Annotated in this window: 26 protein-coding genes; 16 read left to right on the top strand and 10 right to left on the bottom strand. The window is 73.5% G+C overall.

All coding sequences use genetic code 11. From position 1 onward, the window contains the following. Positions 1-50: 50 nt before the first annotated feature. Entirely contained in the window at positions 51-491 is a 441-nt protein-coding gene (locus tag ABEB12_RS20925; RefSeq protein WP_185060413.1) for an AsnC family transcriptional regulator, read from the top strand. A gap of 49 nt (positions 492-540) precedes the next feature. On the opposite strand, the gene ABEB12_RS20920 is transcribed toward ABEB12_RS20925, so the two are convergent. After that, entirely contained in the window at positions 541-1,809 is a 1,269-nt protein-coding gene (locus ABEB12_RS20920; protein ID WP_185060414.1) for a helix-turn-helix domain-containing protein, read from the bottom strand. 90 nt (positions 1,810-1,899) lie between these two features. Here ABEB12_RS20920 and ABEB12_RS20915 point away from each other — a divergent pair, with 90 nt between their 5' ends. Beyond that, positions 1,900-2,520: an L-threonylcarbamoyladenylate synthase gene (locus ABEB12_RS20915; RefSeq protein ID WP_185060415.1), complete on the top strand. Its 621-nt coding sequence runs from the start codon at positions 1,900-1,902 to the stop codon at positions 2,518-2,520. Between the two features lie 53 nt (positions 2,521-2,573). Continuing rightward, on the top strand, positions 2,574-3,758 hold the full coding sequence (gene mftD, locus ABEB12_RS20910) for a pre-mycofactocin synthase MftD (protein ID WP_185060416.1): 1,185 nt from the start codon (positions 2,574-2,576) through the stop codon (positions 3,756-3,758). Positions 3,759-3,767: 9 nt separating this feature from the next. Here mftD and ABEB12_RS20905 read toward each other — a convergent pair whose 3' ends face one another. The 3 genes from ABEB12_RS20905 to ABEB12_RS20895 form a co-directional block, all read right to left on the bottom strand. Continuing rightward, entirely contained in the window at positions 3,768-4,583 is an 816-nt protein-coding gene (locus ABEB12_RS20905; protein ID WP_185060417.1) for a YveK family protein, read from the bottom strand. Between the two features lie 100 nt (positions 4,584-4,683). Next, positions 4,684-5,937, bottom strand: a complete 1,254-nt coding sequence (ilvA, locus tag ABEB12_RS20900; protein WP_185061311.1) for a threonine ammonia-lyase IlvA — start codon at positions 5,935-5,937, stop codon at positions 4,684-4,686. Positions 5,938-6,094: 157 nt separating this feature from the next. Next, the gene (locus tag ABEB12_RS20895) at positions 6,095-7,171 is read right to left on the bottom strand and encodes a glycoside hydrolase family 3 N-terminal domain-containing protein (RefSeq protein WP_345702995.1); all 1,077 of its coding nucleotides are present in this window, start codon (positions 7,169-7,171) and stop codon (positions 6,095-6,097) included. A 155-nt stretch (positions 7,172-7,326) separates the two neighbouring features. Between ABEB12_RS20895 and ABEB12_RS20890 the strand changes: the two genes are divergently transcribed. The 3 genes from ABEB12_RS20890 (at position 7,327) to ABEB12_RS20880 (ending at position 9,838) form a co-directional block, all read left to right on the top strand. Beyond that, the gene (locus ABEB12_RS20890) at positions 7,327-8,403 is read left to right on the top strand and encodes an alpha/beta hydrolase fold domain-containing protein (protein WP_221497658.1); all 1,077 of its coding nucleotides are present in this window, start codon (positions 7,327-7,329) and stop codon (positions 8,401-8,403) included. A 270-nt stretch (positions 8,404-8,673) separates the two neighbouring features. Beyond that, the gene (locus tag ABEB12_RS20885; protein ID WP_185060418.1) at positions 8,674-9,204 is read left to right on the top strand and encodes a TIGR03086 family metal-binding protein; all 531 of its coding nucleotides are present in this window, start codon (positions 8,674-8,676) and stop codon (positions 9,202-9,204) included. Positions 9,205-9,322: 118 nt separating this feature from the next. Then, positions 9,323-9,838: a hypothetical protein gene (locus tag ABEB12_RS20880; RefSeq protein ID WP_185060419.1), complete on the top strand. Its 516-nt coding sequence runs from the start codon at positions 9,323-9,325 to the stop codon at positions 9,836-9,838. Here ABEB12_RS20880 and ABEB12_RS20875 read toward each other — a convergent pair. Next, complete coding sequence (locus ABEB12_RS20875) at positions 9,835-10,875, bottom strand: MBL fold metallo-hydrolase (protein ID WP_185060420.1); 1,041 nt, start codon at positions 10,873-10,875, stop codon at positions 9,835-9,837. The genes ABEB12_RS20880 and ABEB12_RS20875 overlap by 4 nt on opposite strands. A gap of 192 nt (positions 10,876-11,067) precedes the next feature. Here ABEB12_RS20875 and ABEB12_RS20870 point away from each other — a divergent pair, with 192 nt between their 5' ends. From ABEB12_RS20870 to ABEB12_RS20845, 6 genes are all read left to right on the top strand, one after another. Then, the gene (locus tag ABEB12_RS20870; protein WP_185060421.1) at positions 11,068-11,745 is read left to right on the top strand and encodes a phosphatase PAP2 family protein; all 678 of its coding nucleotides are present in this window, start codon (positions 11,068-11,070) and stop codon (positions 11,743-11,745) included. Between the two features lie 9 nt (positions 11,746-11,754). Next, positions 11,755-12,207: a DNA mismatch endonuclease Vsr gene (locus ABEB12_RS20865; protein WP_185060422.1), complete on the top strand. Its 453-nt coding sequence runs from the start codon at positions 11,755-11,757 to the stop codon at positions 12,205-12,207. Between the two features lie 127 nt (positions 12,208-12,334). Continuing rightward, a complete protein-coding gene (locus ABEB12_RS20860) occupies positions 12,335-12,580 on the top strand; it encodes a hypothetical protein (protein WP_185060423.1) in 246 nt (81 codons plus the stop codon). A gap of 2 nt (positions 12,581-12,582) precedes the next feature. After that, positions 12,583-13,545, top strand: coding sequence for a cobalamin biosynthesis protein (locus ABEB12_RS20855; protein ID WP_345703023.1), 963 nt, complete (start codon positions 12,583-12,585; stop codon positions 13,543-13,545). Between the two features lie 162 nt (positions 13,546-13,707). Further along, complete coding sequence (locus ABEB12_RS20850) at positions 13,708-14,814, top strand: IS1096 element passenger TnpR family protein (RefSeq protein ID WP_185060425.1); 1,107 nt, start codon at positions 13,708-13,710, stop codon at positions 14,812-14,814. 4 nt (positions 14,815-14,818) lie between these two features. Continuing rightward, a complete protein-coding gene (locus tag ABEB12_RS20845; protein WP_185060426.1) occupies positions 14,819-15,526 on the top strand; it encodes a UPF0158 family protein in 708 nt (235 codons plus the stop codon). Positions 15,527-15,824: 298 nt separating this feature from the next. On the opposite strand, the gene ABEB12_RS20840 is transcribed toward ABEB12_RS20845, so the two are convergent. Genes ABEB12_RS20840 through ABEB12_RS20830 form a run of 3 tightly spaced genes read right to left on the bottom strand, consistent with a single transcriptional unit; the run spans position 15,825 to position 17,929 of the window. Beyond that, positions 15,825-16,622 (bottom strand): SURF1 family cytochrome oxidase biogenesis protein, encoded by a 798-nt coding sequence (locus ABEB12_RS20840; protein ID WP_185060427.1) that lies wholly within the window; start codon positions 16,620-16,622, stop codon positions 15,825-15,827. Positions 16,623-16,626: 4 nt separating this feature from the next. Then, positions 16,627-17,457 (bottom strand): fructosamine kinase family protein, encoded by an 831-nt coding sequence (locus ABEB12_RS20835; protein ID WP_185060428.1) that lies wholly within the window; start codon positions 17,455-17,457, stop codon positions 16,627-16,629. A gap of 1 nt (position 17,458) precedes the next feature. Further along, entirely contained in the window at positions 17,459-17,929 is a 471-nt protein-coding gene (locus ABEB12_RS20830; protein ID WP_185061314.1) for an arsenate reductase/protein-tyrosine-phosphatase family protein, read from the bottom strand. Between the two features lie 77 nt (positions 17,930-18,006). On the opposite strand from ABEB12_RS20830, the gene ABEB12_RS20825 reads away from it, so the two are divergent. Next, the gene (locus ABEB12_RS20825) at positions 18,007-18,534 is read left to right on the top strand and encodes a MauE/DoxX family redox-associated membrane protein (RefSeq protein WP_185060429.1); all 528 of its coding nucleotides are present in this window, start codon (positions 18,007-18,009) and stop codon (positions 18,532-18,534) included. Next, positions 18,534-19,229, top strand: coding sequence for a thioredoxin domain-containing protein (locus ABEB12_RS20820; RefSeq protein WP_185060430.1), 696 nt, complete (start codon positions 18,534-18,536; stop codon positions 19,227-19,229). The genes ABEB12_RS20825 and ABEB12_RS20820 overlap by 1 nt, the downstream gene beginning before the upstream one ends. Before the next feature lies 1 nt (position 19,230). Here ABEB12_RS20820 and ABEB12_RS20815 read toward each other — a convergent pair whose 3' ends face one another. Together ABEB12_RS20815 and ABEB12_RS20810 are read right to left on the bottom strand one after the other, a co-directional pair. After that, complete coding sequence (locus tag ABEB12_RS20815; protein ID WP_185060431.1) at positions 19,231-20,994, bottom strand: chorismate-binding protein; 1,764 nt, start codon at positions 20,992-20,994, stop codon at positions 19,231-19,233. Between the two features lie 16 nt (positions 20,995-21,010). Then, positions 21,011-22,396 (bottom strand): mycothione reductase, encoded by a 1,386-nt coding sequence (locus tag ABEB12_RS20810; protein WP_185060432.1) that lies wholly within the window; start codon positions 22,394-22,396, stop codon positions 21,011-21,013. A gap of 228 nt (positions 22,397-22,624) precedes the next feature. On the opposite strand from ABEB12_RS20810, the gene ABEB12_RS20805 reads away from it, so the two are divergent. Beyond that, a complete protein-coding gene (locus ABEB12_RS20805) occupies positions 22,625-23,101 on the top strand; it encodes a GNAT family N-acetyltransferase (RefSeq protein WP_185060433.1) in 477 nt (158 codons plus the stop codon). Continuing rightward, the gene (locus ABEB12_RS20800) at positions 23,098-25,191 is read left to right on the top strand and encodes a putative cobaltochelatase (RefSeq protein ID WP_185060434.1); all 2,094 of its coding nucleotides are present in this window, start codon (positions 23,098-23,100) and stop codon (positions 25,189-25,191) included. The genes ABEB12_RS20805 and ABEB12_RS20800 overlap by 4 nt, the downstream gene beginning before the upstream one ends. Position 25,192 lies beyond the last annotated feature (1 nt).

Genomic DNA, 25,192 nt, shown 5'->3' with positions numbered 1-25,192 from the left:
GCCTTTGCGATAACTTTATTGCGTCCTTGACGTGACCGTGGAGGTTTGTTGTGCTCGACGTGATCGACCGGCGCATCGTGGACTGCCTGCTGCACGACGGGCGCGCCACGTACGCCCAGATCGGCAGCCGGGTGGGGCTGTCCGCGCCGGCCGCGAAACGCCGGGTGGACCGGCTGCGGGACAGCGGGGCGATCCGCGGCTTCACCGTGCTGCTGGACCCGGCCGCGCTCGGCTGGCGCACCGAGGCCTACGTGCAGGTGTACTGCACGGGCACGGTCAGCCCGCAGGAGCTGCGGCGGAGCCTGGGACGGGTGCCCGAGGTGATCAGCGCGTGCACCGTCTCCGGCGCGGCGGACGCGCTGCTGCACATGGTGGCCACCGACATCCCGCACCTGGAGGAGGCCATGGAACGGGTGCGCGCCGAGCCGAAGGTGGAGCGCACGGAGAGCGTCATCGTGCTGTCCCGGCTGGTCGACCGGCCGATGAGCTAACGCGGAACGCGTGCCGAGCGCGCGCCCAGTTCGGCGCGCGCGGGAGACGCTAGCCTGCCTGGGAGAGGACCCGGCTGCCGAGCTGGCGGCAGGCCACCAGCGCGACCTCCACGTCCAGTCGGCCCTCGGAGAGGGGGCGGCCCCGGATCTCCTCGGCCTTGCGCACCCGGTAGTGCACGGTGTTCTTGTGCAGGTGCAGTCGGGCGGCCGCGTCGGTGAAGCTGCCACCGGTCTCCAGGAAGATCCGCACGGTCTCGCGCAGCCGCTCGGTGGCCTCGTCGTCGCGGGCCAGGGCGCCCAGCGTGCGGCGCACCCAGGTGCGCAGGGAGTCGAGGTTCTCCGACAGCAGCGCGGCGATGCTGACCTCGGCGAAGCTGACCACCCGGGCCACCTGGTCGGGTGAGCTCTCCGCCGCCTCCGCCACCGAGCGCGCGGCCATCGCCTCCCGGTGCGTGGTGCGGAAGCCGTCCAGGCCCTGAGCCGGCTCGCCGATCGCCATCCTCGGCGCGTAACCGAGCGGCCCGCCGGACGCCTCGAGCGCGGCGGCCAGGCCGAGATGGTCCAGCCGGATCGGTTCAACGCTGGTCACCCAGGCCCAGAGCGTGTGGTCGTCGGACAACACGGCCAGCGGCCGCCGCCCGTGCACGGTGGACAGCAGCTGGGCGGCGGACTCCAGGCGGCGCGCGGTGTCCGGCACGTCCTTGTCCATCCAGGCCACCGCGCCGACGTGCCAGCCGCGCATCCGGTAGCCGACCATCGCCTCGGCGGTACCGAGATCCAGCGCCTCGTCGTCCAGCACGGTGCGCAGCGCGATCGCCCGGGCCGCGTCGGTGCGCTGCGTCCACAGCTTGCGCTCGGTCTCGTAGATCTCCACCAGGTGCTCGGAGATCTGGTCGATGTACCGGCCGGCCACCTGCACGATCTCCTGCGTGCAGGCCAGCACCACATCGGCGTCCAGCTCGCGCTGGCTGAGCCCGCGCAGGCACCACTGGTTGAACCGCACCGAGCCGAGCCGGTAGGCGCGCAGCAGGCTCTCGAGCGGCAGGTCCCGCTGGGCGAACCGGCGGGCGTAGGCCGCCGCGGCCGCCGGCACCACCAGCTGCTCGGTCGGCAGTCCGTGTTGCAGCAGGTCGAACATGGTGGACAGGTTCGCCGCCGTGCTGGCCGCCATCAGCTCGCGGACCGCCTCCTCGCCCTGGAAGGCCGGGATCTCCTCCAGGAACAGGTTGGCCAGCTCCGTGGTGCGTTCGGGCAGCTGCGCGGTGAGCTCCTTGGCGACCTGCGCGACTACCCGCCGGGTGTGCGCATCGGTGGCCATGCCACTGGACCCTAATACCGATGGGAATCGACGCGCTCGCGGGTGACGGGCCCGGCGCGCCCGCCGATCATCGGGCGTTACGCTCGCCACATGGCCAAGTACTTCGACGTCCACCCGGACAATCCCCAGAAGCGGCTGGTTGGCCAGGTAGTGCAGCTCGTGCGCGACGGCGGGCTGATCGCCTACCCGACCGACTCGTGCTTCGCCCTCGGCTGCCAGCTCGGCAACCTGGACGGGCTGGGCCGGATCCGGGAGATCCGGCACCTGGACGACCGCCACCACTTCACCCTGGTCTGCGCGGACTTCGGCCAGCTGGGCAGGTTCGTGCACATCGGCAACGCGGTGTTCCGGTCCATCAAGGCCGCCACCCCGGGCAGCTACACGTTCATCCTGCCGGCCACCAAGGACGTGCCGCGCCGGCTGATGAACCCCAAGAAGAAGACCGTCGGCGTGCGCATCCCCGAGCACACGGTGGCCCAGGCGCTGCTGGCCGAGCTGGGCGAGCCGCTGCTCTCCAGCACGTTGCTGCTGCCCGACGAGGAGGAGCCGCTCACCCAGGGGTGGGAGATCAAGGAGCGGCTGGACCACCAGATCGACGCGGTGGTGGACTCCGCCGACTGCGGCACCGAGCCGACCACGGTGGTGGACTTCTCCTCCGGCGAGCCGGAGGTCATCCGCGTGGGCGCGGGTGATCCCGCTCGCTTCGAGTAGCCCGACCAGGCGTTAAGCGGGCCGGCACCTGGGAGCCGCGTTAGGCTCCCGAAATGGCCAGCACACGGGAGTGGTTCGAGAGCGTCGCCGAGGCCCAGCGCCGCGCCAAGCGTCGGTTGCCCAAGTCGGTCTACGGCGCGCTGATCGGCGGCGCGGAGCGCGGGGTCACCCTCGAGGACAACGTCAACGCGTTCAGCGAGCTGGGGTTCCGGCCGCACATCGCCGACCTGCCCCAGCAGCGCGACCAGGCGACCACCGTGCTGGGCCAGGAGATCTCCTTGCCGGTGATCATCTCGCCGACCGGGGTGCAGGCGGTGCACCCGGAGGGCGAGGTCGCGGTGGCCAGGGCGGCGGCCGAGGCCGGCACGGCGATCGGCCTGTCCTCGTTCGCCAGCCGGTCGGTGGAGGACGTGGCGGCGGCCAACCCGAAGACCTTCTTCCAGATGTACTGGGTGGGTTCCAAGGACCGGCTGCTGCAGCGCGCCGACCGGGCCCGCCGCGCCGGGGCGAAGGGCCTGATCATCACCCTGGACTGGACGTTCGCCCACCGCCGGGACTGGGGCAGCCCGCCCATCCCGGAGAAGCTGGACATCCGGGCGATGGCCAAGTTCGCCCCGCAGGTGGCGCTGCGCCCGCTGTGGCTGGCCGAGTTCCTGCGGGCCGGGCAGCTGCCCGACCTGACCACGCCCAACCTCTCCGACGGCCCCGGGCTGCCCGGCCCGACCTTCTTCGGGGCCTACGGCGAGTGGATGGGCACCCCGCTGCCCACCTGGGACGACATCCGCTGGCTGCGGGACGAGTGGGGCGGTCCGTTCATGATCAAGGGGATCATGCACCCGGACGACGCCCGGCGGGCGGTGGACGTCGGCGCCACCGCGATCTCGGTCTCCAACCACGGCGGGAACAACCTGGACGGCACCCCGGCCAGCATCCGGGTGCTGCCCTCGGTGGCGGACGCGGTCGGCGACCAGGTGGAGGTGCTGCTGGACGGCGGCATCCGGCGGGGCAGTGACGTGGTCAAGGCGCTCGCGCTGGGCGCCAAGGCGGTGCTGATCGGGCGGGCCTACCTGTGGGGAATGGCGGCCAACGGGCAGGCCGGCGTGACCAACGTGCTGCAGATCCTGCGCAGCGGCATCGACGAGGCGCTGCTCGGGCTGGGCCGGTCGTCCATCCACGAGCTGGTCAAGGACGACCTGATCATCCCGGCCGACTTCACCCGGGCGCCCGGCCCGGCGTAGGACACGCGCTCAGCGGCGGGTCCAGCCGCGGACCATGCGGGCGCCGACCAGGCCGGCCAGCGCCACGCCGACCAGTGCGCCGATGCCCAGGGTGATGCCGGTGTTCGGGAAGACGGCGGCGGTCACCGAGTAGGCCGGGGCCACCACGGTGGCGATGTTCGAGCCGGTGGCCAGCTTGGCCAGCTGTCCCTGCAGGTCGGAGACCTGGGCCTGCAGGTCGCCCACGGTGGCCGGCGGCGTGGCCGGGTTGGCCAGTTGCCGCTGCGCATTGTCCAGCTGGGCCTGCAGCGCGGCGGCCTGGCCGGAGGCGTTCGCCACGTCCAGGTAGCGCTTCGCCACGGCGTTCGCCAGCTGCATCCCGGACGCCCGGTCCGGGTGGTTGACCTGGATCTGGATGATCTCGCTGTTCGGCACCACCACCGCGGTGGCGTTCTTGGTCAGGTAGTCGACCGGAACCCCGGTGGAGTCGGCCACCGGCTGCAGCACCTCGCGGCCGGTGATGATCACGGTCTGGGTGGTGAGGGTGCGCTCCGCGTCGCTCGAGCGGTCACTCAGGTTGTACCGGATCGTGGTCTGAGCGGCGTAGACGTGCGGCAGCGCGATGGTCGCGACGAAGCCCAGCGCGACGCCGATCACCACCAGGATCGCCGAGACCAGGCCGAGCCGCATCTGCTGCGCGCCGGTGAGCGCCGGCCGGGACTGCGGCGGCATGGGCGGCCGATAGCCGGGCGGCGGGCGGAAGCCGCCGGGCACCGGCGGCGGCCCGGGCAGCCGCGGGGCCGGGCGGCCAGCACCCCCGGTGGGGGCTGAGCTGGGGGTAGCCATCGACTTAGTTGTCTCCTCGAGCGTGTGCGGCGCCGGCCGGTCTCGACCATACAAGCCACCACTCAGGCTAGAGGCGCCCCCCTGAGAAAGCAGCGGTGATTTACAACAGGAAGCGGAAGAGGGGGCTGTCCGGCGGCACCCGCTCGATGTGCGGCGGGGCCACGCGCATCCGCTCCAGCAGCGCGTCCAGGTCCCCCGGGCGGCCCAGCTCGATGCCGACCAGCGCCGGCCCGGTCTCCCGGTTGTTGCGCTTCACGTACTCGAACAGGGTGATGTCGTCGTCCGGGCCGAGCACGTCGTCCAGGAACCGCCGCAACGCGCCCGGCTCCTGCGGGAAGTCCACCAGGAAGTAGTGCTTGAGCCCCTCGTGCACCAGCGCCCGCTCGACCACCTCGGCGTACCGGCTCACGTCGTTGTTCCCGCCGGAGAGCAGGCAGACCACCGTCTCTCCGGGGCGCACGTCGAGGGTGCCAGCAGCCAGCGCGGCCGAGGCGAGCGCCCCGGCCGGCTCGGCGATCACGCCGTCCTGCTGGTAGAGCTCCAGCATCTCCACGCAGACCATTCCCTCGGCCACCGTGCGCAGGCTGGTGGTGCCGGTCAGCACGGCCTCCCGGGTGATCGGGTAGGTCACCTCGCCGGCCCGGCGCACCGAGGCGCCGTCCACGAACGGGTCCAGCTCCGGCAGGTCCACCGGGTGGCCCTCGGCCAGCGCCGCCGCCATGCAGGCCGCGCCGGCCGGCTCCACGCCGATCACCCGCACGTCCGGGTGCCGCTCGCGCAGCCAGATCAGCGTGCCGGCCAGCAGGCCGCCGCCGCCGACCGGCACGACCAGCACGTCCGGTGCGCGGCCGAGCTGTGCGACCACCTCGCGCACCACGGTGCCCTGGCCGGCCACCGTGCGCGGGTCGTCGAAGGGCGGCACCAGCACCGCACCGGTCTCCCCGGTGTCACGCAGGGCGGCGGCCGCCGCGTCGTCGTACGCGTCGCCGGAGACGCGCACCTCGACCACGTCGCCGCCCAGCGAGGCCACCCGGTCACGCTTCTGCCGGGGCGTGGTGCGGGGCAGGTAGACCCGGGCCCGCACGCCCAGCCGGGCGCACGCGTAGGCGACCCCCTGGGCGTGGTTGCCGGCGGACGCGCACACCACGCCGGCGGCCCTGGCCGCCTCGTCCAGCTGGGAGATCAGGTTGTACGCGCCGCGCAGTTTGTAGGAGCGCACCGGGAGCAGGTCCTCCCGCTTGAGCCAGACGGCCGCGTCGGTGCGGGTGGAGAGGCGGGCATTGTGTTGCAGGGGGCTGGGCGCGATCACGCCGCGCAGCCGGGTGGCCGCCGCGTCCACGTCGCTGGCGCTCACCGGTATCACCGAGGTCACCCGGTGACCGTGCCACGCCCCGCCGGACCGCGCGCACCCGGGCCCACCTAACCCGCCATATCGCGGGTTCTACCAGTCCGTGTCGCGGGTTTCGGCATGGCGATATCCGCGACATGCGGTGGTGAAACCCGCGATATGGCTAGGAGGGGTCGGGTTCGGCGGGGGAGCAGACGCCCTTGGCGGCGAGCACCCGGGCGGTGGCCTGGTCGGAGTCGGGCAGCTGGCCGGCGTCGGCGGCCGCCTGCAGCCGGTCCAGCACCGGGCCGACCGGGTCGCCGGAGGTCCACAGCGCCACGTCCGCCCCGGCGCGCAGTGCGGCCAGCACCGCGTCCGGCAGCTTGTACCGGTCGGTCACCGCCTTCATCGCGCCGAGGTCGTCGGTGAACACCAGGCCGTTGAAGCCGAGCTCCTGGCGCAGCAGCCGGTAGGCGGCCGGGCTGAGCGTGGCCGGGTCGTTGCCGGTCAGCCCGGGCACGTTGAGGTGGCCGAGCAGCACGGCGGACGGGCCGGCGGGCAGCAGCCGGCGGTACGGCTCCAGGTCGCTGGTGCGCAGCGCGTCCAGCGGGGGCGTGGTCACCGCGCCGGTGTGCGAGTCGCCGCTGGCCCGTCCGTGCCCGGGGAAGTGCTTGAACACCGGCAGCATGCCGGCGTCGCGCAGTCCGGCGGCGAAGGCGCCGGCGTACTCGGTGACCTTGGCCGGGTCGGTGCCGAACGAGCGGTCGCCGATCACGCCCCGGGGCTGGCTGGTCATGTCCAGCACCGGCGACATGGCCAGCGTGACGCCCCGGGCGCGCAGCTGCTCGGCGCGGCGTTTGGCCAGCGCATGCACCTGGTCCGGGGTCATCGTCTGGGCCATCACCCGGGCGCTGGGCATCGGGCCGTCCAGCTCGTCGATGCGCTGTACCCGGCCGCCCTCCTCGTCCACCGCGACGAACACCGGCAGCGGGCTGGCCGCCCTCATCGGGGCCAGGGCATCGTTGCGCAGGAGGTTGGTCGCGGTGCCGCCGATGAACACGCCGCCGACGCCGTGGTCCGCGACCACGGCCCGGGCCGCGTCCGGCTTGGTCGGGTCGACCCCGACCATCAGCCGCTGGGCCAGCCGGGCGCGCGGGGCGAGCTGGGCCACCCGCTCGGCGCAGCTGGCGCGGTGCTCGTCCACGCCCGGGTCGTGCGCCAGCCGGGTGAGCCCGAAGGTGAGGCCGAGCGCGATGACCACGGCCAGGGAGAGGCCGATCAGCCTGCGCCGGGCCGAGCGGGACCCGCCAGGCCCCGCTTGCGGGGTCCGGTCGGTTTCGGGGAGCGGTCGATCGATGCGCCAGAGCCTACGCGGACGCCTCGCGGGCCCGGCCGGGGTGGGGGAGGATCACCCGCATGACGGAGACCTTGCGCGTGCAACTGCCCGGCCGGCTGGGTAATCCGGCGATGACCCTGCGCGACGACCCGAGGGCGGACCCCCGGGTGGTCGCCGCGCTCAGCCGGTTCGGGCTGGATGTGCCCCCGCCGCCGCCCCCGGTGGGCCTGGACGCGCCGCTGGCCGACCTGCTCGCCATCGCCGACGCCGCCGAGGCCGCCTTCACCCAGGTCTTCGCGGAGGTCTTCGCCGGGATGCCGCCGGTACCCGGGGTGACCACCGAGACCAGGGTGATTCCCGGCCCGGACGGCAACGAGATCACCCTCTACGTGCACCGCCCGACCGGCGCGACCGGTCCGCTGCCCGGCATCGTGCACCTGCACGGCGGCGGCATGGTCATGTTGACCGCCGCCGACGGCTGCTACGTGCGCTGGCGCGAGTCACTGGCGGCGGCCGGCCTGGTGGTGGTCGGGGTGGAGTTCCGCAACGGCGGCGGCAAGCTGGGCGCCCACCCGTTCCCCGCCGGCCTGAACGACTGCGCCACCGCGGTGGCATGGACCCTGGACAACGCCGACGAGCTGGGCATCGGCAAGGTGCTGGTCTCGGGAGAGTCGGGCGGAGGGAACCTGACCCTGGCGACGACCCTGCTGGCCCACCGGCAGGGCTGGGCGGACCGGATCGCCGGGGTCTACGCGCTGTGCCCGTTCATCTCCGGCCGGTGGGCCGAGCGACCGGCCGAGCTCACCTCGCTGCACGAGAACGACGGGTACTTCCTCGCCGCCGAGCTGATGGGCCTGCTCGCCCGGGTCTACGACCCGGAAGGCGCGCACGCCGACGACCCGACCTGCTGGCCACTGGTCGCCGACCCGGCCGACCTGGCCGGCCTGCCGCCGCACGTGATCTCGGTGAACGAGCTGGACCCGCTGCGCGACGAGGGCCTGCTGTACGCGCGCAAGCTGTTCGCGGCCGGGGTCAGCGCGGTGGGTCGGGTGGTGGTCGGCACCAGCCACGGCGCCGACGTGATCCTGGCGACGGAGATCCCCGAGGTCTACGCCGCCACCATCCGGGACATCAAAGGCTTCGCCGACTCGGTGTAGGACGCTTTGGCTCTGCGTGGAGATATGCAACGCCCGGCTTTGGCTCTGCGTGGAGATTTGCAACTGCGGCTAATCCGAGTTCGCTTGGCGTGACAGTTGGGACTGTACGAGTTTGGTGAGACTCGGTCGGTGAACCGCGACGAGCTCGGCTGGGCCGGTGGACCGTCGAGTCGCATCGGTGAATCGGTATTAGCCCCTGGTGGGCGGGCGCAACAGTGTCGGCTGCCGGGCTGGCGATGAGTTCACGCCCACTCGGGCGGTCCTACCCGCATGATTAACCTGGGACCGGCCTGCGGCCGGATGATCGAACTGTTGCACGGCGTGCCGGCGGAGGCGCTCAGCCGGCCGACCCCGTGCGCCGAGTACACGGTGATGGACCTGATCGCGCACGTGGACCAGGTCGCGCGGGGGTTCACCGCGATGGCCGTCAACCAGCCGGAGCAGCCGGCCGGCGCGGACCCGGGGGACGGACTGCCGGAACGGGTCAAGGCGCTCGGCGAGGCGTGGTCCGACGAGGCCGCGTGGCGGGGCACCGCCGTCATCGGCGGCGGCCTGGAGCTGCCCAGGGAGCGCTGGGGCAAGATCGCGCTCACCGAGGTGGTGGTGCACGGCTGGGATCTGGCCGTCGCCACCGGCCAGCCGTTCGAGCCGGACGAGCGGACGCTGCGCGACTGCCTGGCCCACGTGGCCGAGTTCGTACCGGGAGCGCCACTGCCCGAGCTGTGGGGGCCACCGGTCGCGGTGCCGGCGGACGCCCCGCTGTTGGACCGGATCCTGGGTATCACCGGTCGCACGCCGTAGCGCCACGGCTACGCACTGCACGCCGTGGAGGGATCTACTACCGTCTGCGCTGGCGCCGGTGTGTCCCCGAAACCGCCGGTCGCCCAGTTTCGTGACCGCGAAAGAGGGGAATCGATCCGTGCTCACCCGACGAGGGAACCGCTGGCGAGGCGTGGTCACCGTGGCCGCCGCCGCGCTGGCGCTCGGTGTATCCACCGGGGTCGCCGACGCCGCCGGCCTGCCGACGCTGCGTTCCACGCTCGCCACGCCGCAGCCGGTGGCGCCCGGCATGGGCGGCACGCTGAACTACGAGATCACCAACCTGGGGGCCACGCCCACCGAGGGCGTGCTGATGAACGTGTCGCTGCCCAAGCACGTCAAGCTGCCGGCGGACCGGCACTGCCAGCGCACCGGGGCCAACCCCCAGGGCGGCGACCTGATCAGCTGCAACTTCAGCGACGAGCTCGGCAAGCTGGCCCCGGGCCAGACCCGCAGGGCGGCCACCCCGTTCACCGTGGCGCCGGACGCCCCGGCGCACGCCGACCTCGGCCGGATCGGCGTGCTGGTCGTTCCGCTCAAGGCCGGCAAGCCGGCCGAGGACTGGCGCAACCTGACCGGCCGCAACACCGCCTGGACGAACATCAAGACCAACTAAGCGGTGTAGCGGCTGATCCCGTCGGGGTCGGTCCGGTGCAGCCGGCCCTGCTCGGCGAGCAGGTCCAGGTGGGCGGAGGTCTCGGCCACCGCCATGCACTGGTGCGGCAGCTCCAGCTCCTCGAGCTGTCGGCCCCGGCGGGTCCAGGTCAGGCTCTTGGCCACCTCGTAGGCGGTCGCCGCGCCGGCGGCAACCGTGGCGGCCATGGTGTCCAGCCGCTCCGCGTGGTGCGCGAGCAGCTCGTCCACCCGGTTGTGCACGCTGGGCGCCACCGGCCCGTGCGCCGGCAGGTACCGGCGGTCCGGCAGGCCGCGCACCAGGCGCAACGAGTCCAGGTAGTCGCCGAGCGGCGAGTGGGTCAGCTTGGCCTCGAAGCCGATGGACGGCGTGATGTGCGGCAGCACGTGGTCGCCGGCGAACAGGGTGTCCCGCTGCTCGTCCACGAACACCACGTGGCCCTGGGTGTGCCCGGGCGTGGGGATGGCGTGCAGGGTGCGGTCGCGCAGCTCCACATCGGTGGGCGGGGCCAGCCACTTGTCCGGCTCGGCCCAGTCCTGCGCGCGGTGCGTGTCGTCCGAGTCGACCGGCGCGGCGGCCAGCATCTCGGCCAACCGCCCCGCCCCGCCCCGGCGCACCTGCACCAGCATCGACGCCCACGGCGGCCGTTTCGGGTCGGCGGTCAGCCGCAGCGACTCCCGTTCCCGGATGCCCAGGCTGATGTGGTTGCCGAACTCCCGGCGCAGCCGCACGGCCAGCGTGTAGTGGTCCCGGTGCACGTGCGTGATGAGGAACCGGTGCACCTCGCCGAGGTGGTTGCCGATCGCGGCGAGTGCCTTGTCCAGCACCACCCGGGCCTCCTCGATGGCCCAGCCGGAGTCGATCATGACCAGGCCGTCGCCGTCGCGCATCGCGTAGACGTTGACCGCCTTCAACCCGTCCGAGGGCAGCGGTAACGGAATGCGGAAAAGGCCGGGGGATACCTCCCAGGCCCCAGGGGTGGTCCAGTCGCCGTCCGGGTCGTCGGGCTCGAGTCGCATCGGGACTCCTCTCCTCGGCGGACACCCGGTCTTCGTTGACCGGCGTTCGCTCTTGCCCTTGATAAGAACCGTTGCGCGGCGCAACGGCAAGTTGGATGGGGCCGGCGCGACGGACTGTGGCCGGCCTCACCTCCGGGGTTTCCGGCGGCTTTCCGCCTGCACGGCGGGTGCCGGTTCGGGCAGTCTGGTCGGGTGAGCGGAGAGCTGTTGCCGGCCGGATGGCGGGTGCCGATCGGAGTGGTCGTCACGTTGAGTGGCGCTGCGGTACTGGCGCTGAGCTGGCGGTATGCCGGCGCGGACACGGCCGGCCGGTTCGACTCGGCGGTGATCGAACCGCTGGTGGTGCACGGCTGGCAGCGGCACCTGACCTGGTTGGTCGCCGACCTGGGCAGCCCGCCCGCGTTGCTGCTCGGCATGGTGGCGCTGGTGGTGGCCGCGCGCCGGACCGGCCGGCGGGCCGCCCTGTGGCTGGCCGTCGCCGGACCGCTGCTGGCCGTCGCGCTCACCGAGTTCGTGCTGAAGCCCTTGGTCGGGCGCACCTACGACGGCGGCCTTTCGCTGCCCAGCGGGCGGGCCACCTGCATCACGTCCATCGCCTGGGTGCTGGTGCTGGCGTTCGTCGCGGTCGGTCTGCCGGCGGCCGGCTGGTTGCGCGCGGCCCTGGTGGCGCTGGCGGTGGGTGTGGTGGCGGCGGTGTCACTGGCCGTGGTGGCGCTGCGGGTGCACTACCCGACGGACGCGCTGGCCGGGATGCTGGTGGCTACCGCCGTGGTCGGTGCGGTGGCGCTGTTGCTGGACAGATCGGCCCGGTTCAGAGTCTCCGGTGCGCGCCGAACTGGGCGCGCGCTCGGCGAGCGCGTTCCGCGCTAACCTCCCGGGGTGACGCAGACCCGGCGGCGGCTCGGCCCGCGCGACCCGGCGGTGACCAGCCGGATGATGTCCCGGGTGCGGCACAAGGACTCCAAGGCCGAGCTGGCGCTGCGCCGCGCGCTGCACGCCGCCGGGGTCCGCTACCGGTTGCACGCGCCGGACGTGTTCGGCCGGCCGGACCTGGTCATCAGGTCGCGGCGGCTGGCGGTGTTCGTGGACGGCGACCTCTGGCACGGCAACCCGGCCGAGGTGCGGCGCCGGGGGCGGGAAACCCTGGCCGACCTCTTCCCGACCCGCACCGACTGGTGGGTGGCCAAGATCGAACGGACCATGGCGCGGGACCGCGAGGTGACCGAGCGGCTGCGGGCCGAGGGGTGGACCGTGGTGCGGCTGTGGGAGCACGACGTGCTGCACGACGCCCCGGCGTGTGCCCGGACGGTGTGCCGCGCGATCGGCCGCTGACCCGCTGCGCCTCGAGTAGATCGTTTGTCACGTTTTGATGTAGCGTGCAGATGCACGTGCAGCAGAAAGTGCGACGCTTCCGGAGGGGTGGCCTGGCACGGTGCCGTGCGCGGGGAGGGGAGGCACGATGGATCGGTACGACGTGAGCGAAGACGGGGTGAACCCGCACGCCGGCGCGTTGGCCGCCATGCCGGAGGTGTGGCGGCGCCTGCTTGACTCTCATGTGGACGACGGGCACGGCCGCTGCGTGGCCTGCCGCAACTCGAGCACCGCCGGAGTGCCATGGCCCTGCACGCTGCGCGTCATCGCGGAGGACGCGGCGGGCATCTACAACGACGAGCAGGCCGCCATCCCGCGCGAGCTGGCCGGCTGAGGATTCCGCTCCCCAGAGCCGCCGGGCTGGTGCTGGGTGCGGCTGCGGACGCAGTCCTCGGCGACCCGTCCCGGTACCACCCGGTGGCCGGTTTCGGCCGGTTCGCCAGCTGGCTGGAACGGCGGTGCTACCGCGACTCCAAGCCGGCCGGCGCCGGATACCTGGCGCTGGCCGCCGGGTCGGCGGCTGCCTCGGCCACGGCGCTGCACCTGCTGGTCAGAGGCCGGCCGGTGGCCCAGACGCTGGCGGTGGCGGCGGCCACCTGGACCGTGCTCGGCGGTACCTCCCTGGCCCGCGAGGCCACCGCGCTGGCCGACGAGCTGGAGGCGGGCGACCTGGCCGCCGCGCGGGCCCGCATCCCCCACCTGTGCGGCCGGGACCCGGCGGCGCTGGATGCCGCCGGGATGGCCAGGGCCGGCTGCGAGTCGATCGCGGAGAACACCTCGGACGCCGTGGTCGGCCCGCTGTTCTGGGGCGCCGTGGCCGGGCTGCCCGGGCTGATCGGCTACCGGGCGATGAACACCCTGGACGCGATGGTCGGCTACCGCTCGCCCCGGTACGCGCGGTTCGGCTGGGCGTCCGCGCGGGCCGACGACCTGGTCAACCTGGCCCCCGCCCGGCTCACCGCCGCGCTCACCGTGGCCGCCGCGCCCCTGGTCGGAGGGTCCCCCTCGGCCGCCGCTCGAACCTGGCGCCGCGACGCCGGCCGCCACCCCAGCCCGAACGCCGGACCGGTCGAGGCGGCCTCCGCCGGCGCACTCGGCCTGCGCCTCGGCGGCCCCACCCGCTACCCGCACGGCACCGAACTGCGCCCGACACTCGGCGACGGCCGCCCCCCTGAGCCTGCCGACCTCCGCCGGGTCGCCCGCCTCTCCCGCATCGTCACCGCCGGAACCGTCCTGGCGGTCGCGGCGGCCGGCTGTCGAGTGCCGGGTTCTCGAGTGCCGGGTTCTCGAGTGCCCTGAATGTTGCGTATCTCCACGCAGAGCTAGTTGTCGCGGCCCCTGGCGCGTAGCCGTGGTCCGGGCTCGTCCGGGACGGTGGTCGGCTGGAACGGAGGCGGTCAGTGGGACCGGCGACCGGGCCGGTCATCTGGTCGTGCCCAGGGTGTCGATACCCTCGGGCAGGTGCGGACCGGTCGGTTGCGGGTCACCCTGCGTGACGTATCGCCGGCGGTCGTGCGCGTGATCGACGTACCGGCGACCAGCTCGTTGCCGGAGTTGCATGAGCTGTTGCAGGTAGCGGTGGGTTGGACGAACAGCCACCTGCACCAGTTCGTCGCCGGCGACCGGACGTACGGACCCCCGGACCCCGACTGGGGTGACGAGCTGCACGAGGACGAGTCCGAGGCGAGGCTGCCGGACCTGCCGTCGCGGTTCGTCTACCGCTATGACCTCGGGGACTCTTGGGAGCACGACGTCGAGGTCGTCGGTGCTGGTGGCGCCGGCCCGGGCTGTGTCGACGGAGCGGGTGGTTGCCCCCCGGAGGACTGCGGCGGAGCGGACGGTTATGCCGAGCTGCGGTCGGTGCTGGCCGATCCCGGGCATGAACGGCACGCCGCGATGCGGGAGTGGGCGGGGGAGCTCCCAGCTTTCGACCGCCCGGCCACCGACCTTTTGCTGCGGCAGACGGTCGGCGAGGTGCCGGGCAGTGTTCGGCTGCTGCTGGATCTGCTCGCGGACGGCGTGAAGCTGACCCCCGGCGGTCGGTTGCCGCGCTCGATCGTGCGGCAGGTGCAGGAGCGATACCCGGGGTGGCACCCGTTGGGGAGTCCGGCGTCGGTGGAGGAGGATCTGTACCCGCTGGCCGTGCTGCACGCGATCCTTCGCCGAGTCGGGCTGCTGAGGCTCGCCAGGGGCGTGCTGCGGCCCACCCGCGCCGCGTCCGACGATCTGGAGATCGTCCGCAGGCTGCGGTCGTGGTTCGAGCCCGACGAGTTCCTTGGCATCCTCACCGTTCTCACCACGGCCGTCCTGTCGGCCGCTGGCCCGCTCAACGGCAGGGAGCTGGCGACCCGGGCGCACTCGCTGCTGGGCGAGCGATGGTCGGTGGACGGCCGGTCGCTGACCGCCGCCGACGTGGAGGCGGCGATCAACGAGCTGAGTGGGCAACTGGCCGCACTCGATCTCGCCGTGCATGACTGCAAGACGTGGCAGGCGGGCATGTCGGCGCGGACCCTGCTGCCGAGGGCCGCCGCTCTGGCGGCGCACTGGTCGCGCAGCCCGGCACGGTGACGCGATGGACCGACGGGATTGGCTGACACAGCTTCGCGCGGCCACCCATCGCCGTGACGGGGCGGCGGTGGTGACTCTGGCCGAGGACCCGGCTCGGCCGAGCGGGGTCTTGCAGCTCCTCGGCGACGGCCTGGCGGCTGTATTCGATCAGCGGGTCGACGGCTTGCGACCCGTGCTTGCCGACTGCGTCGCCGCGCTGCGCGAACGCGGATGGGCCGGTGACGTCGAGCTGGCCGACCAGCTCGACGCGCTGTCCGGAACCGCGCCGACCCCGATGTTGCGGTCGCTGGCGGTGGACCTGGACCAGCTGTCCGAGCTCCTCGAAGGTGACCCGATGACCACCGGCGGCGGGATCGACCTGCGGACCGGCGAGGTGTGGCCGCGCAGCGTCATCGAGTACGCCGAAGAGGGCGCGGACGACCTGGACGCCCCGGACTTCGAGGACGAGGAGCGGTTTCGGTGGGTGGACGGTGGGGGTTCCCGTGACGGTTACCGGGACATGGAGTCGTTCATCGACACGATCGGCGACCACGACCGGGCGGATCGGTTGGGCATCGCCATCCAGGGACGGGGCGCATTCCGCCGATTCAGGGATGTCCTAGCTCGCTGGCCTGACGAGCTGGACCGTTGGTACGCGTTCCGCGACGAGCGACAACGGGGCCGGGCACGCGAGTGGCTCGCCGACGCCGGTTACCGGGTCGCGAGCGACTGATGGAATGGCGGGCCGGCGCCGCACTACTTCGTCCCGCTGCCGGACGAAGACTCCGCCGCCATCGGCGACTTGGTCGTGATCGCGACGTACGGATGGGGCGTGATCCCGGTCGAGGCCAGCGTGCCGGGGTGATCGCTGTTCGTGGCGGTTTAGCCTCGAATATCGACGCTCAACCGCCACGTCTGGCGATCAAGCCTGGGCCAGGCCAACACTGACCCGGCGAAGCCGGGCGTTGCGTATTTCCACGCAGAGCCAAAGCGTTGTCGGGAGACCTCGGGAGGGAGAGCCGAGTGGCGGGTCAGAAGCGGGACTTGCCGTAGCGGGCCAGGAGGGGATCCTCGGGGGCTTCGGGTTCGGCGGTGTCCTCGGACGGTTCCCGGCGTTGCAGGAGTTCCAGGCGGATGAAGTAGACCAGGCCGAACAGGGCCATGGCGCCGAACGTGAGCCACTGCCAGGCGTAGGAGAGGAACGGCCCGTCGTCCATGTCCGGCAGGGGCAGCGCGCCCAGGCCGCCCGGTTGGTTCTCCACCAGCTGCAGGTAGCCGCCCTGCACCGGCAGCTTGGTGACCCGGGCCAACTCCCGGCTGTCGACGGCGTAGACCTGGTGCTGGCCGGCGTTGTCCAGTGGCGGGCGGTGCTGCGGGTCGGTCTCGTCCATCCGGATGCGGCCGGTCAGGGAGACCGGACCGGCGGGGGCCGGCGGCACCGAGGCGGTCTGGCTGCCGTCGTCGGGGCGCAGGAAGCCGCGGTCCACCGCGACGGTCCGGCCGTCATCGGTGCGGAACGCGGTGAGCACCTCGAACGCCGGCCGGCCCAGAACACTGCGCAGCCGCACCACGGCCTCGGCGCCCGGTACGTACTCGCCTCGGACCACGGCCTGCCGCCACTCCACGTCGCGGGACGGCCCGTTGCCGGGAACCAGGGAAGCCAGGGGCGCGGGCGCGTGCGCGTAGGAGGCGGTGATCGCCGCGTTCTGCGCCTCCCGCTCGGCGTTGCGCCGGAACTGCCACGGGGCCAGCAGCGTGTAGCAGGCCACGGCGAAGCCGATGACGCCGAGGATGAACGCCACCCAACCCGGCTTGAGCAGGAACCGCACCCCTCTACGGTATGCCGTCGGCCAGCCGGCGCACGGAGCGGGCGGCCGACAGCGCGCCGGCCGCGTAGCCCTGGCCGAACAGCGCCACGTGCACCAGCAGCGGGAACAGCTGGTGCAACCCGACCCGGTCCGGCCAACCCGGCGCCAGCGGGTTGACCGCCTGGTATCCGGCGAGCACCGCGTCCAGGTGCGGGCAGCCGAACAGCGCGAGCATGGCCAGGTCGGTCTCCGGGTGGCCGCCGTGGGCGGCCGGGTCGATGAGCCACGCCTCCACCCGGCCGCGGCCGTCACCCGGGCCACCCCGCCCGGCCGGTCCCCGGCTCCACAGCACGTTGCCGGACCACAGGTCGCCGTGCAGCCGGGCCGGCTCGACCGGCGGCCCGGCCACGTCGGCGAGCACCGTGCAGGCGGCCTCCACCTCGGCGCACTCGTCGGCGGTCAGGTCGCCGGCGTCCCGGGCCCGGCGGGCGTAGCGGAGCACCCGGTGCTCGGCGTACCAGTCCGGCCAGTCGGGCGAGGGCGAGTTGCGCATCGGGGCGCGGCCGATCCAGGCCTCGGAGGCTCCGCCGGGTGGCGGGGCGCCGAACGCGGGCGCGCCGGCCGCGTGCAGCCGGGCCAGCCCGGCGCCGAACCGGCGGGCCGCCGCCGCGTCCGGCCCAGCCGGTGGCAGGTACTCCACCACCAGCTCCCGGTCCTCCGCGCCGAGCACCCTGGGTACCGGAACGGCGCCGGCATCGGCCAGCCAGTTCAGCCCGGCCGCCTCGGCGGCCGCCTGCCCGCTCTCGCCCCGTTTGCGGACCACCGTCGTGCCGTCCGGCAACTCCTCCGGCCTCACCTCAGGTGAGCCGTTCCCTGGTCCAGTCCAGCAGGCCGGGCATGGCCGCCTCGATCAGGCCGAGTACCTGGTCGAAGCCCCGGTCACCGCCGTAGTAGGGGTCCGGCACCTCGGCGCCGGCCGGCGCCGCCGGGTCGAACGAGCGCAACAGGCGCACCCGCTCGGCCGCGTCCGCGCGGCCGAGCGTCCTGGTCAGCTCGTGCACGTGCCCGGCGTCGGCCGCCACCAGCAGGTCCGCCTCCAGGTGGTTGAAGTTGACCTTGCGAGCGGTGTGCTCGGTAGGGTAGCCGTGCCGGCGCAGCACCTCGGCGGCGCGCTCGTCGGCCGGCTCGCCGGCGTGCCACGCACCGGTGCCGGCGCTGGTGACCCGGACCCGGTCGGCCAGGCCGGCGCGGGCCAGCTCGGTGGCGTACACCTTCTCGGCGATCGGTGAGCGACAGATGTTTCCGGAGCAGACGAAGCAGACGTGCAGGTTCACCCATGCAGTTTCGCGTAACGTGGGAAGCCCGGGTGAGGGGGCCAGGAGCGGGTTTGCCACGATGAGCGCCGATGAGTGTTTCTGACACCGGGGTGCCCGCCGCCGCGCGGCTTTCCGACCTGTCCGGTTGGTTGGTGCTGATCGGGCGGCTGATCCTGGGCGGGGTGTGGATAGCCGCCGGCTACGCCAAGATCACCGACCTGGACGCCTCGGTGCGCGCGGTGCGCGCCTACCAGCTGCTGCCGGAACTGGGTGCGCAGGTGGTCGGCTCCGCGCTGCCCGCCGCCGAGCTGCTGCTCGGTGTGCTGCTGGTGGTCGGGGCGTTCGTGCGGGTCAGCGCGCTGGTTTCCGCCCTGCTGATGCTGGGTTTCGTGATCGGCATCGCGTCGGCGTGGGCGCGCGGGCTGCGCATCGACTGCGGCTGTTTCGGGTCCGGCGGCGAGCTGGCCGCCGGTGAGGACCCGACCTATGGACTTGAGCTGGCCAGGGACGGCGGGCTGTTCGTGCTCGCGCTGCTGCTGGCCCGCTGGCCGAGTGGTTTTTTCGCGATCGACAAGGTGCTTGCCGGCAGGCGAGAGGAAGTGAGCCAGAACCAATGATGGCCAAGAAGACGGCCCGGCGGCGCCCGGCTCCGGTGGTGACCCAGCGGCGGGGACCCTCGCTCGCGCTGATCATCGGAGCGGTGGTGGTGCTGCTGTTCGCCGGCATCGTCGCGTTCGGCATCTACCGCACCCAGCAGCAGAACCAGGCGCTGAACGCGCCGCCGGCCGGCGTGATCGCGGACGGCCTGGTGGTCGGCCAGCCGCAGGCCAGCACCACGATCGACGTCTACCTGGACTTCCAGTGTCCGGCCTGCCGCAACTTCGAGAAGAACGCCGGCCCGACCATCGACGAGCTGGTGGCCAAGGGCACGGCCCGGGTGATCTACCACCCGGTGGCCTACCTGGACGACATGTCCGGCGGCACCCGGTACTCCTCGCGGGCCTCGGCGGCGTCCGGCTGTGCGGCGAAGGACAACGTCTTCCCGCAGTTCGCCAAGCTGCTCTACGACAACCAGCCGTCCGAGGGCGGCAAGGGCCTGCCGGACCAGCAGCTTCTCGCCTACGGCCAGCAGGCCGGCGCCTCGCCGGCGTTCGCCGAGTGCGTGAACACCAAGGTCTACGAGCGGTGGACCCGCAAGGTCACCGAGGAAGCCTCCAAGAAGGGCTTCAACTCCACGCCGACCGTGCTGGTCAACGGCAAGAAGATCACCAACACGGACAGCGCGCTGCGCCAGGCCGTCGGCATCCAGTGACCTAACCGCCAAGCACCGCCGTGCGCCACCCGCGCACCGAGCTGACCAGCGCCAACGCCTCGGCCGCCGCCAGGTCCGGAATGCCCAGCACGCGTTCGGTGAGCGTGCCGTCGGCCACCAGCCGCCCCCGCTCGATCCCGGGCAGGCAGCCGGCCGACAACGGCGGGGTGTACCAGCGGCCGGCCAGGCGGAGAGCCAGGTTGGCGATCGTCGCCTCGGTCAGCTCGCCGCGCTCGTTCACCAGGATGACGTCATCGGCGTCCGGGTGCCGGCGCAGCCGTTCCGCGTACGGCTCGCGCAGTGAGGTCTTGTGGTACGGCCACGGCTGCCGGGTGTCGATCGGCTCCCGCTCCAGGGCCAGCCGCACCGGCCCGGGCGGCGAGGGCGGCAGCGGCCGGGCCTCCACCTCCACCGTGCTGTCCCGGTTCAGCCCCAGCCTCAGCATCGCGTCGCCCGCCTGCTCGGCGGCGGCCTCGGACAGGGCGGTCCGGGCGGCGGCCAGGTCGCAGGTGAACCCGAAGTAGTCGGCCGAGCGGGCCAGCCGGGCCAGGTGCGCGTCCAGGTGCCGGATGCCCTCGCCGGTTCGGAAGCCCAGCGTCTCGCGCAGGGTGAACTCCCGGGGCCGGTGGTGCAGCACCGCCGACTTGGCCAGCAGCTCGGCGTGTTCCGCCGCCGGGTCGGAGGACCAGGTGATGCCGCCGCCGGTGCCGTACTCGGCGGTGCCCGACTCGCGGTCCAGCACCGCGGTGCGGATGGCCACGCTGAACCGCGCGCGCTCCGGCGCGTCCGGCGGGGCCAGCCAGCCGACGGCGCCGCAGTAGACCCCGCGCGGGCCGTCCTCCAGCTCGGTGATCAGCCGCATGGTGCGCGGCTTGGGCGCACCGGTCACCGAGCCGCAGGGGAACAGCGCGCGGAACACCTCGGTGAGGCCCAGACCCGGGCGAAGGTGGGCGCTGATCCGGGAGGTCAGCTGCCAGACCGTCTCGTAGCGTTCCAGGTCGAACAGCGACTCCACCCGTACGCCGCCGGTCCGGGCCAGCCGGGCCAGGTCGTTGCGCATCAGGTCCACGATCATCACGTTCTCCGCGCGTTCCTTGGCACTGGCGCGCAGGGCCTCGGCGAGCCGGAGGTCCTCGCCGGGCTCGCGGCCGCGCACCGACGTGCCCTTCATCGGCCGGGTGGTGATCCGGTCCCCGCGCCAGTGCAGGAACAGCTCGGGGCTGGCGCTGGCCACCACGAACCGGCCGAGGTCCAGGTAGGCGCAGTAGCCGCCGCGCTGGGCCAGCGCGAGGTCGGCGTACACCCGGTCCAGCCGCGTGTCCCCGGTGTCGAGCTTGCCGGCCAGCCGCACGGTCAGGTTGCACTGGTAGGTCTCACCGGCGGCGATGTGCTCGCGCACCCGCCCGACGCGCGCGTGGTAGTCGTCCACCCGCCAGGTGGGGTGCCAGTGCGGCGGCTCCCCGGCACCGCCGCCGTCCGAGGGCCGCACCGGTGGCACCTGCTCGGGCGGCCCGGTCACGCCGAACCAGAGCAGCGGCGGCCCGTCCTCGGCCGGCGGGTGGGTGGCCAGCTGGGGGTCCAGCCCGCTGGCCGCCTCGTAGGCCAGGTAGCCGAACGCCCAGCCGCCCGCCCGGGTCGCCCGGTCCACCTCGCCCAGCGCCCCGGCCACCTGGCCCGGACGCTCGGCGGTGATCACCCGGTCCGGCCGGCCGAAGCGCAGCGCGGTGTTCGTCCGGAGATCGTCGAAGCGGGCCCAGGCGGTCACCGCTGGACAGTACGTCTCAGGTGACGTCCAGCGGCAGGGCCAGCAGCGCGTTCTCCACCACCTCGGGCAGCGCGGGGTGGATCCAGTACTGCTCGCGGGCCATCCGGTGCGCCGGCAGGCCGAAGGACATCGCCTGGATCAGCGGCTGGATCACCGTGGACGCCTGGGGACCCATCACGTGCGCGCCGAGCAGCTCGCCGGTCGCCGGGTCGGCGATCAGCTTGCAGAACCCGGTGGTGTCCTCCATCGCCCAGCCGTAGGCCACCGAGCCGTACTCCTGCACCGAGGTGACGTGGCGCAGCCCGCGCTCCCGGCACTCCTCCTCGGTGAGGCCGACCTCGGCGATCTGCGGCCGGGTGAACACCGCCGAGGGCACGTAGCGGTGGTCCGCCTTACGTCGGTTCCCCGGGTTCGCCAGGTTGTGCGCGACCACCTTGGCCTCGTGGTTGGCCACGTGTTTGAGCTGGTAGGGGGAGCAGATGTCGCCCAGCGCGTAAATGCCGGGGAGGTTGGTCTCCTGGTATTCGTCCACCACCACCCGGCCGTCTTCGTGGGTGGCGATGCCCGCACGGTCCAGCCCTAGCCGGTCGCTGTTCGGGGTGCGCCCGGTGGCCACGAGCAGCGTGTCGCCCTCCACGACCGTGCCGTCCTCCAGCTCCAGGTGCACCCCGGGGCCGGAGTCCGCGCAGCCGATCGGGGGCGCGTTGGTGTGCACCGTCCAGTGCTGCCTGGCCACCTCGGTGAACCGGGTGGCCACGGTGCCGTCCAGGTGCCGCAGCAGCCGGTCGCCCCGGGTCACGATGCTCACCTGGCTGCCCAGCGCGGAGAACACGTGCGCGAACTCCGCGCCGATGAACCCGCCGCCCAGCACGACCAGCCGCTCCGGCGGCTCGTCCAGCCGCATGATCGTGTCCGAGGTGTGGAACGGGATGCCGGAGTCCAGGATCACCGCGGGGATGCTCGGGCGGGCACCGGCCGCCAGCACCACCCGGTCGGCGGAGATCTGTTGGGCCGGCCCGCCGTCGGTCGGCGCGACGGACAGCTGCTTGGGGCCGGTGAACTCGGCGTGCCCGGCGATCAGGGTGATGTTCGGCTCACCCTCCGCCCGGTACCGGCGGCCGCCCTCGGAGATCGGGTCGATCCGGCCGAACACCCGGTCCCGGATGTCCGCCCAGCGGATCTTGTCCTGGGTGGCGTCGATGCCGTAGCGGGCCGCCTCGGTGACCTCGCGGGCCACGTCGGCGGCGTACACGTACATCTTCGTGGGGATGCACCCGACGTTCAGGCAGGTGCCGCCGAACACGCCGTGCTCCACGACGGCGACGTCCAGGTGGGAGAAGCGCTCGTCGGGCAGCGAGTTGCCCGAACCGGAGCCGATGATGACCAGATCGAAATGCCGCACACCACCGACATTAACCGGTGTTCCCCTCGCCCGTTTCGTAACGCCGGCCGTGGCACCGGCGACATACCTGGCACATGCCTGACCGCCGTGGGGGGTGGTCAGTCGCCGCGCATCGCGCCGCGGCTGGGTCACCCAGCCTTCACCCAGCCGCGCGCGGGCGGACGTGAGGTTGATCGTCACCGCTGCCTGATCTCGCCGTCCCCGGCGCTCGCATGGTAGGCAGAGCCGGTGAGCAGCGAACTGTTTCCCGCCACCGTGCACCGCTCCTGGGCCGCCGACCTGGACCCGCAGACCCTCTATGCGCTGCTGCGCCTGCGGGTGGACGTTTTCGTGGTCGAGCAGAAGAGCCCCTACCACGAGCTGGACGGGCGGGACCTGGAGCCGAGGACCCGGCACTACTGGCTGGGCGGTTCGGGCAACCCGGAACCGGTGCTCGGCTGCCTGCGACTGCTCAAGGACCCGGACGGCAACTACCGGGTGGGCCGGGTCTGCGTGGCGGCGGAGCACCGGGGGCGCGGGCTGTCCCGGCGCCTGATGGACGCCGTGCTCGCCGAGGTGGGCGACGCCGACTGCCTGGTGGACGCGCAGCGCTACCTGGCCGACTTCTACACCGGCTATGGCTTCGTGCCGGTCGGCGAGCCGTACGACTGGGACGGCATCGAGCACCTGCCCATGCGCCGCCGCAAGCGCGAGCTGGTGCCGTGAAGACTGGGCGCGCACAGTTCCCGTTCTCGGCCGTTGTCGGCCACGACGACCTGAGGCTGGCCCTGTTGCTGACCGCCGTGCACCCGGCGATCGGCGGGGTGCTGGTGCGGGGGGAGAAGGGCACCGCCAAGTCCACCGTGGTCCGCGCGCTGGCCGACCTGCTGCCCGGGCTGGTCGCGGTCGAGGACTGCCGCTTCGGCTGTGACCCGGCGGCCCCCGACCCGGACTGCCCGGACGGCCCGCACCCGGCGGGGGCGGAAACCGTGCGCCGGCCGGCCCGGTTGGTCGAGCTGCCGGTGGGCGCCACCGAGGACCGGCTGATCGGGTCGCTGGACCTGGAGCGCGCGCTCACCGAGGGGGTCCGGGCGTACCAGCCCGGCCTGCTGGCCGCCGCGCACCGGGGCGTGCTCTACGTGGACGAGGTCAACCTGCTGCACGACCACCTGGTGGACCTGCTGCTGGACGCGGCGGCGATGGGCCGCTCGCACGTGGAGCGGGACGGCGTCTCGCTGTCCCACGCGGCGGCGTTCCTGCTGGTCGGGACCATGAACCCGGAGGAGGGCGAGCTGCGCCCGCAGCTGCTCGACCGGTTCGGGCTGACCGTGGCGGTGGCCGCGTCGCGGGACGTCGACGTGCGCACCGAGGTCATCCGCCGCCGGCTGGCCTTCGAGGCCGACCCGGCCGGGTTCGCGGCCGGCTGGGCGGCGGAGGAGGACGCGCTGGCCGAGCGCATCGCCGCCGCTCGGGAACGGCTGCCCCGGGTGGTGCTGCCGGACGCCGAGCTGCGCCGGATCGCGGCGGTGTGCGCCGAGTTTGAGGTGGACGGCATGCGGGCCGACCTGGTGACCGCGCGGACCGCCACTGCCCACGCGGCCTGGCGCGGCGCCGACCTGGTCGGCGAGGAGGACATCCGGGTGGCGGTCCGGCTGGCCCTTCCGCACCGGCGCCGCCGCGACCCGTTCGACGAGCCCGATCTGGACCAGCGGGCGCTGGACGAGGCCCTGGACCGGGCCGCCGAAGCGGCGAACCCGACCGACGAGCCGCCGCCCGGCGGTCCCGGCGGTCCCGACGGCCCGGACGACCGGGGTCCGGACGGCGGCGGCCCGAACGGCGGTCCCGACGGCCAGGGGCCCGACGACAGTGGTCCGGACGGCGGGGGCGGTGCTCCCCGGCCGGAAGCCTTGCCCGAGCCTTCCACGAACGGCTCCAACGGACAGGCCCAGCCCTCCGGGGACGGCGCCAGCCGGCCGGTGCCGGCCCCCACGAGCCCGTTCCGCGCCCGGCTGCTCAGCGTGCCCGGCATCGGTGAGGGCGCGCCCGGGCGGCGGTCCAGGGCGCGCACCGAGTACGGCCGGGTGGTGCGGGCCGGCGACGCCGGCAACGGCCCGGCCAAGCTGGCCGACCTGCACCTGCCGGCCACGCTGTCGGCCGCCGCGCCGCACCAGGCCGCCCGGGGGCGGTCCGGCGCGGGACTGCTGGTACACCGGGAGGACGTGCGGCTGGCGGTGCGCGAGGGCCGCGAGGGCAACCTGGTGCTGTTCCTGGTGGACGCCTCCGGCTCGATGGCCGCCCGCAAGCGGATGGCGGCGGTGAGCGGCGCGGTGCTCTCCCTGCTGCGCGACGCCTACCAGCGGCGGGACAAGGTCGGCCTGATCACCTTCCGGGCCGCCGAGGCCGAGCTGCTGCTGCCCCCGACGTCCTCGGTGACCGCCGCGCTGCCCCGGCTGACCCGGATGCGCACCGGCGGGCGCACCCCGCTGGCCGCCGGGTTGCTGCGGGCGCGCCGGGTGCTGGCCGCCGAGCGGCTGCGTGACCCGCGCCGGCGCCCGCTGCTGGTGCTGCTCACCGACGGGCGGGCCACGGTGGCCGCCCGGCCGGGGGGCGATCCGCTGTGGGACGCGCTGCGGGCCGCCGGGCTGTTGGCGGCCGACGGGGTGGCCACGGTGGTGGTGGACTGCGAGTCGGGGCCGGTGCGGCTGGCGCTGGCCGGCCGGGTCGCGGCGGCGGCCGGCGGCGCACTGGTGCCGATGGCCCAGCTGGATGCGGACCGAGTGGCCGGCGTGGTGCACGCCGCACGAAAGGCGGCGTGAG

This window comes from Actinospineispora eucalypti, assembly GCF_039543365.1.
Taxonomy (GTDB): domain Bacteria; phylum Actinomycetota; class Actinomycetes; order Mycobacteriales; family Pseudonocardiaceae; genus Pseudonocardia; species Pseudonocardia eucalypti.
Note: the sequence above shows the minus strand (reverse complement) of the source record. Positions and strands in the feature narration are given on the sequence as shown.